15 protein-coding genes are annotated in these 13211 nt (G+C 68.5%); 12 read left to right on the forward strand and 3 right to left on the reverse strand.

Features of this window, described 5'->3' with window-relative positions:
- The first annotated feature begins 99 nt into the window (after positions 1-99).
- The 10 genes from RTW82_RS25265 (at position 100) to RTW82_RS25310 (ending at position 9124) form a co-directional block, all read left to right on the forward strand.
- A complete protein-coding gene (locus RTW82_RS25265; protein ID WP_031287607.1) occupies positions 100-564 on the forward strand; it encodes a glycine zipper 2TM domain-containing protein in 465 nt (154 codons plus the stop codon).
- Between the two features lie 235 nt (positions 565-799).
- A complete protein-coding gene (locus RTW82_RS25270) occupies positions 800-3595 on the forward strand; it encodes a monovalent cation/H+ antiporter subunit A (RefSeq protein WP_316926817.1) in 2796 nt (931 codons plus the stop codon).
- Positions 3595-3927 carry a Na+/H+ antiporter subunit C gene (locus tag RTW82_RS25275; protein WP_021219224.1) on the forward strand — a complete coding sequence of 111 codons (333 nt, stop codon included), beginning with the start codon at positions 3595-3597 and terminating at the stop codon, positions 3925-3927. The genes RTW82_RS25270 and RTW82_RS25275 overlap by 1 nt, the downstream gene beginning before the upstream one ends.
- The gene (locus tag RTW82_RS25280; RefSeq protein ID WP_316926818.1) at positions 3924-5426 is read left to right on the forward strand and encodes a monovalent cation/H+ antiporter subunit D; all 1503 of its coding nucleotides are present in this window, start codon (positions 3924-3926) and stop codon (positions 5424-5426) included. Before RTW82_RS25275 ends, RTW82_RS25280 begins: the two co-directional genes overlap by 4 nt.
- Entirely contained in the window at positions 5423-5923 is a 501-nt protein-coding gene (locus RTW82_RS25285; RefSeq protein WP_021219226.1) for a Na+/H+ antiporter subunit E, read from the forward strand. The genes RTW82_RS25280 and RTW82_RS25285 overlap by 4 nt, the downstream gene beginning before the upstream one ends.
- On the forward strand, positions 5908-6177 hold the full coding sequence (locus tag RTW82_RS25290; protein WP_021219227.1) for a K+/H+ antiporter subunit F: 270 nt from the start codon (positions 5908-5910) through the stop codon (positions 6175-6177). Before RTW82_RS25285 ends, RTW82_RS25290 begins: the two co-directional genes overlap by 16 nt.
- On the forward strand, positions 6174-6521 hold the full coding sequence (locus RTW82_RS25295) for a Na+/H+ antiporter subunit G (protein ID WP_316926819.1): 348 nt from the start codon (positions 6174-6176) through the stop codon (positions 6519-6521). Before RTW82_RS25290 ends, RTW82_RS25295 begins: the two co-directional genes overlap by 4 nt.
- A gap of 75 nt (positions 6522-6596) precedes the next feature.
- Positions 6597-7502 carry a DMT family transporter gene (locus tag RTW82_RS25300; protein WP_316926820.1) on the forward strand — a complete coding sequence of 302 codons (906 nt, stop codon included), beginning with the start codon at positions 6597-6599 and terminating at the stop codon, positions 7500-7502.
- A 12-nt stretch (positions 7503-7514) separates the two neighbouring features.
- Positions 7515-8609, forward strand: a complete 1095-nt coding sequence (locus RTW82_RS25305; protein ID WP_316926821.1) for a PLP-dependent cysteine synthase family protein — start codon at positions 7515-7517, stop codon at positions 8607-8609.
- A gap of 53 nt (positions 8610-8662) precedes the next feature.
- Positions 8663-9124 carry a GNAT family N-acetyltransferase gene (locus RTW82_RS25310; protein WP_316926876.1) on the forward strand — a complete coding sequence of 154 codons (462 nt, stop codon included), beginning with the start codon at positions 8663-8665 and terminating at the stop codon, positions 9122-9124.
- 3 nt (positions 9125-9127) lie between these two features.
- Here RTW82_RS25310 and gap read toward each other — a convergent pair whose 3' ends face one another.
- Both gap and RTW82_RS25320 read right to left on the reverse strand, forming a co-directional pair.
- Positions 9128-10126 (reverse strand): type I glyceraldehyde-3-phosphate dehydrogenase, encoded by a 999-nt coding sequence (gene gap / locus RTW82_RS25315; protein ID WP_316926822.1) that lies wholly within the window; start codon positions 10124-10126, stop codon positions 9128-9130.
- Between the two features lie 130 nt (positions 10127-10256).
- Positions 10257-10919 (reverse strand): hypothetical protein, encoded by a 663-nt coding sequence (locus RTW82_RS25320; RefSeq protein ID WP_316926823.1) that lies wholly within the window; start codon positions 10917-10919, stop codon positions 10257-10259.
- Between the two features lie 70 nt (positions 10920-10989).
- Here RTW82_RS25320 and RTW82_RS25325 point away from each other — a divergent pair, with 70 nt between their 5' ends.
- Positions 10990-11385 (forward strand): DUF488 domain-containing protein, encoded by a 396-nt coding sequence (locus tag RTW82_RS25325; RefSeq protein ID WP_031287611.1) that lies wholly within the window; start codon positions 10990-10992, stop codon positions 11383-11385.
- Between the two features lie 3 nt (positions 11386-11388).
- Here RTW82_RS25325 and RTW82_RS25330 read toward each other — a convergent pair whose 3' ends face one another.
- Positions 11389-11988 (reverse strand): short chain dehydrogenase, encoded by a 600-nt coding sequence (locus tag RTW82_RS25330; RefSeq protein WP_263401068.1) that lies wholly within the window; start codon positions 11986-11988, stop codon positions 11389-11391.
- Between the two features lie 115 nt (positions 11989-12103).
- On the opposite strand from RTW82_RS25330, the gene RTW82_RS25335 reads away from it, so the two are divergent.
- A complete protein-coding gene (locus RTW82_RS25335) occupies positions 12104-13018 on the forward strand; it encodes a LysR family transcriptional regulator (RefSeq protein ID WP_316926824.1) in 915 nt (304 codons plus the stop codon).
- Positions 13019-13211 lie beyond the last annotated feature (193 nt).

A 13211-nucleotide genomic window follows, 5' to 3' on the forward strand; every position in this document is an offset into this window, starting at 1 on the left:
TATGGAAACTGAACGGGTCGGCAGTTTGTTCAGGCGCCGGGTGACAGTTTCCGCCGCTGCGGAGTCTAATGGACGAGCATCCAATCTGGAGGAAATGCTATGCGTAAATCCGTTCTGCTAGTCGCTTCGTTCTCTGCGGTAGCGATGCTTCTGGGCGGCTGTCAGTCGAGCCTGACCGGAGACACCTATTCGCGCGACGAAGCACGCCAGGTGCAGACCGTGCGCATGGGCACCATCGAATCGCTGCGTCCGGTGAAGATCGAAGGCACCAAGACCCCGATCGGCGCAGGCGCCGGTGCGGTCGTCGGCGGTGTCGGCGGCAGCGCCATCGGTGGCGGGCGTGGCAGTGTGGTAGCGGCTGTGATCGGTGCGGTTGCCGGTGGCCTGCTGGGCGCTGCGACCGAAGAAGGCCTGACCCGTACCCAGGGCGTCGAGATCACCGTTCGCGAAGACGACGGCTCCATGCGCGCCTATGTGCAGGAAGTGCAGGAAAACGAGATTTTCCGTGTAGGCGAGCGCGTTCGCATCATGACCGTCAACGGTACCAGCCGCGTTTCCCACTGATCCCGGTTCGCCTGCAGGAGCGAGTCGGCCCCCGTTTCGTCTCCCGTCTGCATCGCTGCCTTCCCAACGCGGCTGCCCCTCATGGGGTAGCCGTCGTCGTTTCAGGGAGACGGGTTTTGCTAGTTTTTTGAAATAATTCAATGCATGTCCGGCAATCGATAGTTATGGATAATCGTCGAGTTTTCGCCTTGCCGGACTTCAGCGCTGGACGGGGCCTAGTATGGGAGGGTCATCGATGTTTCTGGCGCTGATTGTCGCGCTGCCTTTTCTGGGCGCTCTGTTGCCTTTGCTCGCCGAACGCCTGGGACGTAACCAGGCGTCGCTGGCGGCTGCCTTCGCGCCGCTGGCCGGGCTGATCCTGCTGCTGATGCAGGCCCCCGCCGTGCTGGGTGGGGAAACCCTGAAGCTGATGCTGCCCTGGTTGCCGGGGCTGGGCCTGAACTTCAGCCTGCGCCTGGATGGCCTGGGTTTTCTCTTCGCGTTGCTGATCCTCGGCATCGGCCTGCTGGTCATCCTCTACGCCCGCTACTACCTGTCCGAGCGCGAACCCATCGGCCGCTTCTTCGCCTTCCTGCAACTGTTCATGGGCGCCATGCTCGGCGTGGTGCTCTCCGAGAACCTGCTGCTGATGCTGGTGTTCTGGGAGGCCACCAGCCTCTCGTCCTTCCTGCTGATCGGCTTCTGGGGCCATCGTTCGGATGCCCGCAAGGGCGCGCGCATGGCGCTGACGGTGACCGGTGCCGGCGGCCTGGCGCTGCTGGCGGGCATCCTCCTGCTGGGGCATGTGGCCGGCAGCTTCGAGCTGACCGACGTGCTGGCGGCGGGTGACATCATCCGTGCCCACTCGCTCTATCCGGTGCTGCTGTGCCTGGTGCTGCTGGGCGCGCTGACCAAGTCCGCGCAGTTCCCCTTCCATTTCTGGCTGCCCCACGCGATGGCGGCGCCGACGCCGGTATCCGCCTACCTGCACTCGGCGACCATGGTCAAGGCCGGGGTCTTCCTCCTGGCGCGCCTCTACCCGGCCCTGGCCGGCACCGACTGGTGGTTCTACCTGGTGAGCCTGAGCGGGCTGTCGACCCTGCTGCTGGGCGCGACGATGGCGCTCTTCCAGCATGACCTCAAGGGCCTGCTGGCCTACTCGACCATCAGCCACCTGGGCCTGATCACCCTGCTGTTCGGCCTCGACTCGCCGATGTCCAACGTCGCGGCGGTGTTCCACATCATCAACCACGCCACTTTCAAAGCCTCGCTGTTCATGGCGGCGGGGATCATCGACCACGAGACCGGCAGCCGCGACATGCGCCTGATCAACGGCATGTGGCGCTACCTGCCGCACACCGCAGTGCTGGCGATGGTGGCGTCCCTGGCGATGGCTGGGGTGCCGCTGCTCAACGGTTTCCTCAGCAAGGAGATGTTCTTCGGCGAGGCCCTTAGCCAGAACATGGCAGGCGGGCTGCACTGGCTGCTGCCGCTGGGGGCGACCCTGGCGGGCGTGTTCTCGGTGGCCTATTCACTGCGCTTCGTGCATGACGTGTTCTTCAATGGCGAGCCCAAGCCGTTGCCGAAGTTCCCGCCCCACGAGCCGCCGCGCTACATGAAGGTGCCGGTGGAAATCCTCGTGGCGCTCTGCGTGCTGGTGGGCATGGCGCCCAACTTCACCGTGGCGCCGCTGCTGGCGGTGGCCGCCAGCGCCAGCCTGGGTGGCGAGCTGCCCGAGTACAGCCTGGCGATCTGGCACGGCTTCAACCTGCCGCTGGCGATGAGCTGCATCGCCCTGGTCGGCGGTGTGCTCCTCTATATCGGGCGCAAGCCGCTGTTCCGCTGGTACGCCGGCTTGCCGGATGCCGATGCCAAGCTGGTGTTCGAGGGGGTTATGCAGCGCCTGGTGCGGGGCGCCACCCGCCTGACCGCCAGCCTGGAGAACGGCTCGCAACAGCGCTACCTGGCTCTGCTGCTGCTCGCGGCAGTGGTGGTGGTGGCCGTGTCGCTCTGGCCCCTGGCGCAGCTGACCGGCTCGCGCCCGCCAATGCCGATCGACGGCGCCAGCGCCGTGGGCATGCTGGTGCTGTCGGTGGCGGGCGTGCTCACCGCCGTGTTCCATCGCCAGCGCCTGGTGGCCCTGCTGGTCCTCGGCGTCGGCGGCCTGCTGGTGGCCCTGGCCTTCGCTCGCTTCTCCGCCCCCGACCTGGCGCTGACCCAGCTCTCGGTGGAAGTGGTGACCATGGTCCTGCTGATGCTGGCCATGTATTACCTGCCTTCGCGCACGCCTAACGAAAGCACCCTGGGCCGGCGTACCCGCGACCTGCTGCTGGCTCTAGGCGGCGGCGGTGTGGTGGGGCTGCTGACCTACGGGGTGCTGACTCGGCCCTACCAGACCATCGCCGATTTCTTCCTGGAGAACGCGGTGAGTGGTGGCGGCGGCCACAACGCGGTGAACGTGATACTGGTGGACTTCCGCGGCTTCGACACCCTGGGCGAGATCACCGTACTGGCCATCGCCGCAGTGGGCGTGCATGCGTTGCTGTCCGGCCTGCGCCTGACCAACCCCACCTGCGATCCCCAGGGCCGCAACTGGGCGCGCTCCAGCCGGCCGCTGATCCTCGAGACCCTGTCGCGCCTGCTGCTGCCTCTGGCGCTGCTGGTGTCCGCCTTCATTTTCCTGCGTGGGCACAACCTGCCTGGCGGTGGCTTCATCGCCGGGCTGATCACCGCCTCCGCGCTGATCCTGCAGTACATCGCCACCGGTTCGGCCTGGGTCGAGCAGCGCCGGCCGCTGCGCTACCAGCGCCTGGCCGGTGCCGGGGTGATGATCGCCGGTCTCACCGGGCTGGGCAGCCTGGTGTTCGGCGCCCCCTTCCTGACCTCGGCCTTCGATCACTTCCACCTGCCGCTGGTGGGCGAGATCGAGCTGGCCACCGCGCTGTTCTTCGACCTGGGCGTATACCTGGCCGTGGTCGGGGCCGTGATGCTGATGCTGGCCGGCCTCGGCAAGCTCAGCCTGCACCCGCCAATCACCGAGGAGATCCACTGATGGAGGCCCTGTTCGCCGTCACCCTTGGCCTGCTCACCGCCAGCGGCATCTACCTGCTGCTGCGGGCGCGCACCTTCCCCGTGGTACTGGGGCTGACCCTGCTGTCCTATGCCGTCAACCTGTTCCTCTTCGCCATGGGCCGCCTGGCCGGCGACGCGGCGGTGATCGGCAGCGGCGGCCAGTACGCCGACCCGCTGCCCCAGGCGCTGGTGCTCACCGCCATCGTCATCGGCTTCGCCATGACCGCCTTCGTGGTGACCCTGGCGCTGCGCGGCGTGGGCGAGCTGGGCAATGACCACGTGGATGGCCGCGCGGACGGGGAGGGGCGATGAGTCACCTGTCCATCCTGCCGATCCTGATTCCGATGCTCGCCGGGGCATTGCTGCTGATGTTGCCCTCCCTGGAGCGGCTCAAGCGCAGCATCTCGGTGCTCGCCACCCTGGCCCTGGTGCCCCTGGCGCTGGTGCTGATGGCCCGCGCCGACGACGGCCAACTGCAGGTCTATGCCCTGGGGGGCTGGCAGCCGCCGTTCGGCATCGTCCTGCTGCTGGACCGCTTCGCCGCGCTGATGCTGCTGGCCACCGCCGTGCTCGGCAGCGCCGTGGTGCTCTATGCCATTCGTGGCGACGACCGCCGTGGCCTGCGCTTCCATGCGTTGCTGCAGTTCCAGCTGCTGGGCATCAACGGCGCCTTCCTGACGGGTGACCTGTTCAACCTCTTCGTGTTCTTCGAGGTCATGCTGATCGCCTCCTACGCGCTGCTGTTCCACGGCGGCGGTGCGGAGCGGGTGCGTGCCGGGTTGCACTACGTGGTGCTCAACCTGGTGGGCTCGGCGTTCTTCCTGATCGCCGTCGGCGTGCTGTATGGCATCACCGGCACCCTGAACATGAGCGACCTGGCCAACAAGGTGGCCCTGGCCGATGCCGACAGCGCGCCGCTGCTGGCCGCCGCCGGGCTGCTCCTGCTGGTGGTGTTCGCCCTCAAGGCGGCGCTGCTGCCGCTGCACTTCTGGCTGCCACGCGCCTACTCGGCTGCCAGTGCGCCGGTGGCGGCGCTGTTCGCGATCATGACCAAGGTCGGCGTTTACTCCATCGTCCGCGTCTACCTGCTGGTGTTCGGCGCCGGTGCCGGGCAGCTGGCCGATCTCGCCCTCGACTGGCTCTGGCCCCTGGCCCTGGCCACCATGGCGCTGGCCGCCATCGGTGCCCTGGCCGCCGACCGCCTGCAGGGGCTGGTGGCCTACCTGGTGCTTCTCTCCGCCGGCACCCTGCTGGCCGCCGTGGCCCTGGGGACCCCCGAGTCCCTTGCCGCCGCGCTGTTCTACCTGCTGCACAGCACCTGGGTGGCCGGCGGGATGTTCTTGCTCGCGGACCTGATCGCCCGCCAGCGCGGCGACAAGGCCGGCCTGCTGGTGCAGGGCCCAGCGCTGATGAACCCGCACCTGCTGGGCGGCGCCTTCTTCTTCGCTGCCATCGCCGTGGCTGGCCTGCCGCCCCTGTCCGGTTTCATCGGCAAGGTGCTGCTGCTCAAGGCGGTGGCGCCGGGCATGCAGGCGGCGATGCTGTGGTCGGCGCTGCTGGGCGGCAGCCTGCTCGGCCTCATCGCCCTCAGCCGTGCCGGCAGCACGCTGTTCTGGCGGATCGGCAACGACAGGCTCGGCAGCGCCGAACTGGACCGTGGCCGCCTGCTGGCGACCCTGGCCCTGCTGGCCACCGCCGTGGCGCTGGTGGTCTTCGCCGCGCCGCTGCTGGACTACGTCCAGGCTACCGCCGCGCAGCTGCACGACGTCGGCCTCTATCGCCAGGTGAGCCTGCCAGGAGTGGCGCCATGATCCGCCGCCTGCTGCCCCATCCGACCATGAGCCTGCTGCTGTTGCTGGTATGGCTGCTGTTGTCGAACTCCATCGCCTTCGGCCACTGGCTGCTGGGTGGCCTGCTCGGGGTGGCCATCCCGCTGCTGTGCAACCCGCTGATGATCGACCGCCCCCGGGAGTGGCACCCGACCCGTCTGGGGCGTTTCGTGCTGCTGGTGATGTGGGACATCCTGGTGGCCAACTTCCAGGTCGCGCGCCAGACCCTCGGCCCGCTGGAGCGGCTGCGCCCGGCCTTCGTCGAGGTGCCCATCGACCTGGACGACGAGATGGCCATCAGCATCCTGGTGTGCGTGGTTTCGCTGACCCCGGGCTCGGTCTCCGCCGACCTCTCGGCCGACCGCCGGACCCTGCTCGTGCACGCCCTGGACGTACCGGACGACGCCGCGCTGATCGCCGAGATCAAGTCGCGCTACGAGGCGCCCCTGAAGGAGGTCTTCCCATGCTCGCCTACGTGATCCCGCTGTGCCTCGTGCTGCTGGTCATCGCCCTGCTGCTGACCCTGGCACGCCTGGTGCGCGGCCCGTGCCTGCCCGACCGGGTACTGGCCCTGGACACCCTCTACGTCAACGCCATCGCCCTGCTCATGCTGCTGGGCATCTGGCAGGGCACCAACCTCTACTTCGAAGTGGCGCTGCTGATCGCCGTGCTCGGCTTCGTCGGCACCGTGGCGGTGGCCAAGTACATGCTCCGAGGAGACATCATCGAATGAACGCCGAGCCCCTGGCCCTGTGGGTCGAGATCCTCATCTCGCTGTTCCTCCTGCTCGGCGCTGTCTTCGTGCTGATCGGCGCCATCGGCCTGTTCCGCCTGCCGGACTTCTTCATGCGCCTGCACGGGCCGACCAAGGCCACCACCCTGGGTGTCGGCAGCCTGGTGGTGGCCTCGCTGATCTACTTCTCGGCCACCCGCGAAGGGCTCAGCGTGCATGAGCTGCTGATCAGCCTGTTCCTCTTCATCAGCGCCCCGGTCAGCGCCTACATGCTGGCCAAGGCGGCGGTGCTGCAGCAGCTGCCGCTGACCCGCAAGACCCGCGGCAAACCCTGGGAGCAGTAACAGTTTCATCGCCCCGCTGTGCCTGTCGCGGCGCCGTCCTGGCGCCTAGACTTGGGTTTTTCCCGGAGGCAGTAAATGGCGCAGCAAGGTCGTTGGTTGGCGGTCGCCTGCCTGGTGCTGGCCATGGCCCTGTGGGGCAGTTCCTTCATCGCCCTCAAGCTCGCCTTCCGCGAAGTCGCGCCCATGTGGGTGATCTTCGCGCGCATGGCCCTGGGCAGCCTGATCTTCCTGCTCGCCTGGCGCTGGCGCGGTGATTGCGACCCGCGGCCCGGTGACTGGAAATACTTCCTCGGCCTGGCCGCCTGCGAACCCTGCCTGTACTTCATCTTCGAAGCCCTGGCCCTGCAGCACACCAGCGCCGCCCAGGCGGGCATGATCACCGCGCTGCTGCCCCTGCTGGTGGCCGTCGGCGCCTACGTCTTCCTCCGTGAACGCATCACCCGCACCACCCTGGCGGGCTTCCTCCTGGCGGTGGCCGGCGCGGTGTGGCTGAGCCTGGCCAGCGAGGCGGACCTCCACGCCTCGGCGCCCCTGCTGGGCAACTTCTACGAATTCCTCGCCATGGTCTGCGCCACCGGCTACACCCTGCTGCTCAAGCACCTGTCAGCGCGCTATTCGGTGTTCCTGCTGACGGCGATGCAGGCCTTCATCGGTGCGCTGTTCTTCCTGCCGGTGGCGGCGCTCTCGGCGCCCCTGCCTGAAGCGCCCAGCGCGCTGGCCATCGGCGCCATGGTCTACCTGGGCGTGGTCGTCACCGTCGGCGCCTATGGCCTGTACAACTTCGGGGTGGGCCGCCTGCCGGCCAGCCAGGCGTCGGGGTTCATCAACCTGATTCCGATGTTCACCCTGATCTTCGCCATGCTCCTGCTGGATGAGCGCCTCAGCCCCATGCAGCTGGGCGCCGCCACCCTGGTGTTCGCCGGGGTGGCCCTGAGCCAATGGCGCAACGCTCCGCCGGCCCCCGCCGGCATCCTGGATTGAGAAGAGGTTGATATGAACGACCCCCGCACCTGGACCCAGGAAGCCATCCGCATCATCGAGGCGGACTTCCAGCGCAGTGCCGACACCCACCTGATCCCCCTGCCGCTTCCCGGCCTGCCGGGCATCGAGCTGTACTTCAAGGACGAGTCGAGCCACCCCACCGGTAGCCTCAAGCACCGGCTGGCGCGCTCGCTGTTCCTCTATGCCCTGTGCAACGGCTGGCTCAGGGCGGGCGCGCCGGTGATCGAGGCGTCCAGCGGCTCGACGGCGATCTCCGAAGCCTATTTCGCCCGCCTGCTGGGGCTGCCTTTCATCGCCGTGATGCCCGCCACCACCTCGCCGGAGAAGATCGCCCAGATCGCCTTCTACGGCGGCAAGAGCCACCTGGTGAACGACCCGACGCAGATCTACGCCGAGTCCGAGCGCCTGGCTCGCGAGAGCGGTGGGCACTTCATGGACCAGTTCACCTACGCCGAGCGCGCCACCGACTGGCGGGCCAACAACAACATCGCCGAGTCGATCTTCCAGCAGATGCGCCACGAGCATTTCCCCGAGCCGGCCTGGCTGGTTTCCAGCCCCGGCACCGGCGGCACCCTGGCGACCCTGGGCCGTTACGTGCGCTATCGCCAGCACTGCACCCGGGTGTTCTGCGCCGACGCCGAACGCTCGGTGTTCTTCGACAGCTACCGCAGTGGCGACCGCAGCCTGACCCTGGAGCAGGGGTCGCGCATCGAGGGCATTGGCCGTCCCCGGGTGGAGGCCTCTTTCCTGCCCCAGGTGATCGATGCCATGGCCAAGGTGCCCGATGCCCTGTCCCTGGCCGCCATGCACTACCTGGCCCAGCGCCTGGGCCGGCGTGTGGGCGGTTCCAGCGGCACCAACCTGGTGGGCGCATTGCTGGTGGGCCTGCGCATGGTCGCGGCGGGGGAGAAGGGCTCGGTGGTGGCGATCCTCTGCGATGGCGGCGAGCGCTACGCCACCACCTATTACGACGACGCCTGGCTGCAGTCCCAGGGCTACACCCTGGAGCCCCTGGTGGCGGCCATCGCCGCCTGCGCGGAGCAAGGCGCGGCGTTGCCCGATTCGATCCAGGTGGCGGGCCTGTGAGCCTGGATGACGGCGTGCAGCTGCGCACCGGGCGGGCTGGGGATATCGAGGCGATGGCCGCCTTCATCTTCGAGCACGGCCCCAACCCCTGGAATTTCCTCCCGGAAGACGAAGTGCGCGAGCACCTGGCGGGGATCGCCGATGGCCGCGTGCAGGCGTTGCTGGCCGAGGAGCGGGGCGTGCTGGCCGGTTTCATCACCTTCTACTTCAGCACCGGCTTCGCCGAGCACCAGGAGGCTGGACGCGATGACTCGCCCCGCGCCTATGTCTGCGAGGCGGTGGTGCACCGCGAGCTGGCCGGGCGCGGCCTGGGCTCGTGCATGCTGCAGGCGGTGGTCGAGCGCCTGGCGGAGCAGGGCGTGGAGGATGTCTATATCGAGCGTCACGAAGAGAACGCGGGCTCGGCAGGCATGATGCGCAAGGCGGGCTTCCGCGAGCTGCGCACCTTCGATGACCCGCAGCGCCGTGCCACCGGTTCGCGGCGCACGACGCTCTGTCACCTGCGGCTGGACTGAGGCTCAGCGCTCCAGCCAGGCCAGCATCACATCCAGCATGCGGTTGGCGAAGGCCCATTCGTTGTCGTACCAAGCCAGCACCTTGACCAGCTCGCCCTGCACGCGGGTGTGGGCGAGGTCCGCCACGCAGGACACCGAGTGGCCGTTGAAGTCCACGGACACCAAGGCCTCTTCGTTGCACTCCATCACCCCCGCAGGCATGCGCGCGGCCCCTTCGCGCAGGGCGGCGTTGACCGCCTCGCGGGTGGCCGGGCGCTCGGCGATGAAGCTCATGTCCACCAGTGATACGTTGGGCGTCGGCACCCGCACCGCCATGCCGTCCAGGCGCCCGGCCAGCTCGGGGATGACCAGGCCGATGGCCCGCGCCGCCCCGGTGGCGGTGGGGATCATCGACAGGGCGGCGGCGCGGGCGCGGTAGAGATCGTCGTGGGTCTTGTCCAGCAGGTTTTGGTCGTTGGTGTAGGCGTGCACCGTGGTCACCAGGCCGCTGCGGATGCCGAATGCCTGGTGCAGCACCTGGGCCAGGGGCGCCAGGCAGTTGGTGGTGCAGGAGGCATTGGAAACGATGCGCTGCTCGCCCAGCAGCCCATGGTTGACGCCGTAGACCAGGGTCAGGTCGGCGCTGTCCAGCGGGTGGGAGAGCAGCACCCGGGGGGCGCCGGCGGCGAGGTGGCGTTCCACCTGTTCGCGGCTCTTCATGCGGCCGGAGCATTCCACCACCAGGTCCACGCCCAGCTCGCTCCAGGGCAGGTGTACCGGGTCGCTCTGGGCGAGCAGGCGGATGGATTGCAGGCCGATGTCCATGCAGTCGCCGTTGAGCTTCACGGGGCAGGCGAAGCGGCCGAAGGTGGAGTCGAAGCGGGTCAGGTGGGCGAGGGTGGTGGCGTCGCCGAGGTCGTTGATCGCCTCGATCCGTACGCGGGCGTCGAGGCCCCGTTCGAAGAGGGCGCGGACCAGGGCGCGGCCGATGCGGCCATATCCGTTCAATGCGATGCGCAGCATGTCGTTCTCCTTATGCTTGTCCATGGACAAGCTTAGGAGGTCGCCGCCGGTGGCGCGCCCCGACCGCCCGGTTATGGCGGCCGAGTGTGCAGCGGGAAAGCGGCCCGGCCGGGGTCGGCCGGGCAGGGGCTCACTCGTTGCGCGAGCCGCCGAAGTAGGCGCAGCCACGCAGGGGCTTGCCGTCCAGGCGCAGTTCGGCGGTCAGGTGCTGCACCGAGCCGCTCATGGCGTCGACGCAGCGCTGCGGGGCGACCCAGAGCTCCACGCGCTTGCCGTTGGCTTCGCTGGTGAGGTTGAAGCGGCCGTCGGGCAGCTGTTCTTCCATGTAGGGCAGGGCGACGGGCTCCTGGCCGAGCTGCTCCAGCACCAGACCCTTGGCGTTGACGTTGATGTTCCACTCCGGCTCGTGGCCGCTGGCGCGCAGCAGCAGGCGCTTGAAGTTGAGGTCTTCGCAGCCATGGCCTTCGCGCTGCAGGCGGTAGAGCTGGGTGACGTCCATCTGGCCGTCGGCGCCCTTGCTGGCGCCGAGGTTGCCGCGCAGGTCGACGAACAGCGGGCCGGGGCCATCGTCCAGCAGGGTGGCGGCTTCCTGGAGGATGCCGGTGGCGCCGCTGTCGGCGACCACGAAGCGGCGCTGCTCGGAGCAGGGGCGGAACAGCAGGTGGCCGGCGTCGGCGCTCAGCTCACCCTGGGTGCGCGGCGCCAGGGGCGCGGGTGCGTCTTCGGTGGCGAACATCTGGCAGCCGGCGAAGAGGGGGAGCAGACTGAAAAGCAGTGGACGGACAACGCGCATCGGTGGGCCTCCTGAAGGGAGCGGCCACGTTACCGGGGCGCCTCGGTGATCTCAAGGGCGGGGAAGCAGGATGATCCAGTGCAGGCGGGTGTACGAGGAGAAGCGGGACGACGACGGCCAGCGGGTGCTGGTGGACCGGCTGTGGCCCCGGGGCTGCCGCAAGGAGGCGCTGGGGCTCGACGCCTGGTTGCGCGAGGTGGCGCCTTCGGCCGAGCTGCGCCGGGACTTCTGCCACGATCCGGCGCTGTTCGAGGAGTTCCGCCTGCGCTATCGCGGTGAGCTGGCCGCCCACCCCGAGCATTGGCAGGGGCTGCTGCAGATGGCCCGGCAGGGCACCCTCACGCTGCTGTTCGCCGCCCGCGAGGAGCAGGCCAACAACGCCCGGGTGCTGGCCGAGTTCCTCGAGGAGGAACTGGACCGCGAAGGCCCGTCCAGCTCGCCGGTGTGTTACGCCGGCGAGGCCTGAGCCTTACCAGACGCGGTACACCTGGCCGGTCTGCGCGCCCTCGGCGCTCTTCGCATAGGCCAGGGCGGCGACGGCGGCCGGCACGGCCTTGTAGCCACGGAAGAAGGGGCCGTAGGAGGGCAGGGCCTCTTCGATCACCGTGGGGCTGACGCTGTTGATGCGCAGGCCGCGGGGCAGCTCGATGGCGGCGCTTTTCACGAAGCTGTCGAGGGCACCGTTGACCATGCTCGCCGAGGAGCCGGCGCGGATCGGGTCGTCGCTGAGCACACCCGAGGTGAGGGTGAAGGAGGCGCCGTCGTTGGCGAACTCGCGGCCGATCAGCACCAGGTTCACCTGGCCCATCAGCTTGTCCGCCAGGCCCACGGCGAACTGCGCCTCGCCCATTTCCGCCAGCGCGCCGAAGTGCACCTTGCCGGTGGCGCTGATCAGCGCGTCGAAGCGGCCGGTCTGCTCGAACAGGCGGCGGATCGACGCGGCGTCGCGGATGTCCACCTGAACGTCGCCGCTGCTGTGGCCGACGCGGATGATCTCGTGGCGTTCCTTGAGCTCGTTGTCGATGGCCTGGCCGATGGTGCCGCTGGCGCCGATGAGGATGATCTTCATGGGTTCGATTCCTGCGTGTGTGGATGACTGAAGCCAGTGTAGAGTCGCTTTTGTTGTCGATAATCCAGGCAATCGGAAACCTGTGGTTCTCATATGGAAACAGTGAGGGGCTCCCATGAGCGAGATGGATGACCTGGCGGCCTTCGCCGTGCTGTTGGAGGCGGGCAGCTTCACCCGCGCCGCCGAGCGCCTGGGCTGCAGCAAGGGGCAGTTGTCCAAGCGCATGCGCCAGCTGGAGCAGGGCCTCGGCGCCACCCTGCTGCACCGCACCACGCGACGGCTGGACCTGACCGCCGCCGGCGCCGCGCTGCTGCCCGAGGCCCAGGCGCTGCTGGCCCAGGCCACCCGGGCGCGCCAGGCGGTGCAGCGCCTGCAGGAAGACATCAGTGGGCGGGTGCGCATCACGGTGCCGGTGTCCCTGGGGGAGACCTTCTTCGATGCCCTGCTGCTGGAATTCACCCGCCGCTACCCCGAGGTGCGGGTGGAGCTGGACCTGAGCAACAGTTACCGCGACCTGGTCACCGAGGGCTACGACCTGGGGGTGCGCTCCGGCCCGCACCTGGACGAGCGCCTGGTGGCGCGGCCGCTGTTCTCCCTGGAGGAGATCACCTGCGCCGCGCCCGCGTACCTGGCCCGCCATGGCGAGCCCCAGGCACCGGCGGACCTGGCCGGGCACCAGTGCCTGCTCAACACCCATTACGCCGGCTACGAGGAGTGGCTCTACCACCGCCAGCACCAGCTGGAGCGGGTCAGCGTGGCCGGCAACCTAGCGAGCAACCACTACAGCCTGCTGAAGAAGGCGGCGCTGTCCGGTGCCGGCATCGCCCGGTTGCCGTCCTACATGCTCCATGACGAGCTGGCCGACGGCCGCCTGCAGTGGCTGTTGCGTGGCTACCAGACCCGGCAGTCGCCGGTGTTCCTCGTGCACCCCTATCAGGGCGGCCTGCCACGCCGCACCCAGGTGCTGATGGACTACCTGCTGGACTGGTTCGAGCGTAGCCGCCAGGCGCTGGACAGGTTGGGGCTGTAGAGGGCTCCTGCTCAGCATGGGTTTCGCTGCGCTCGCGGAACGCCGCCCGACCCATCCTACGTCTGAGAAACCCAGCGCAGCGGGGCTGGGCAGCGTGATGTCGGGCCTCGCTGCGCTCGGCGCCAACCTACGGTGCGGCTCCCGGCCTTTGTTTCCGGCACCAATGAAAACGGCCCCGAAAGGGGCCGTTGTC

Origin of the sequence: Pseudomonas sp. zfem005, assembly GCF_032621735.1 — a bacterium.
GTDB classification, from domain to species: domain Bacteria; phylum Pseudomonadota; class Gammaproteobacteria; order Pseudomonadales; family Pseudomonadaceae; genus Metapseudomonas; species Metapseudomonas solani.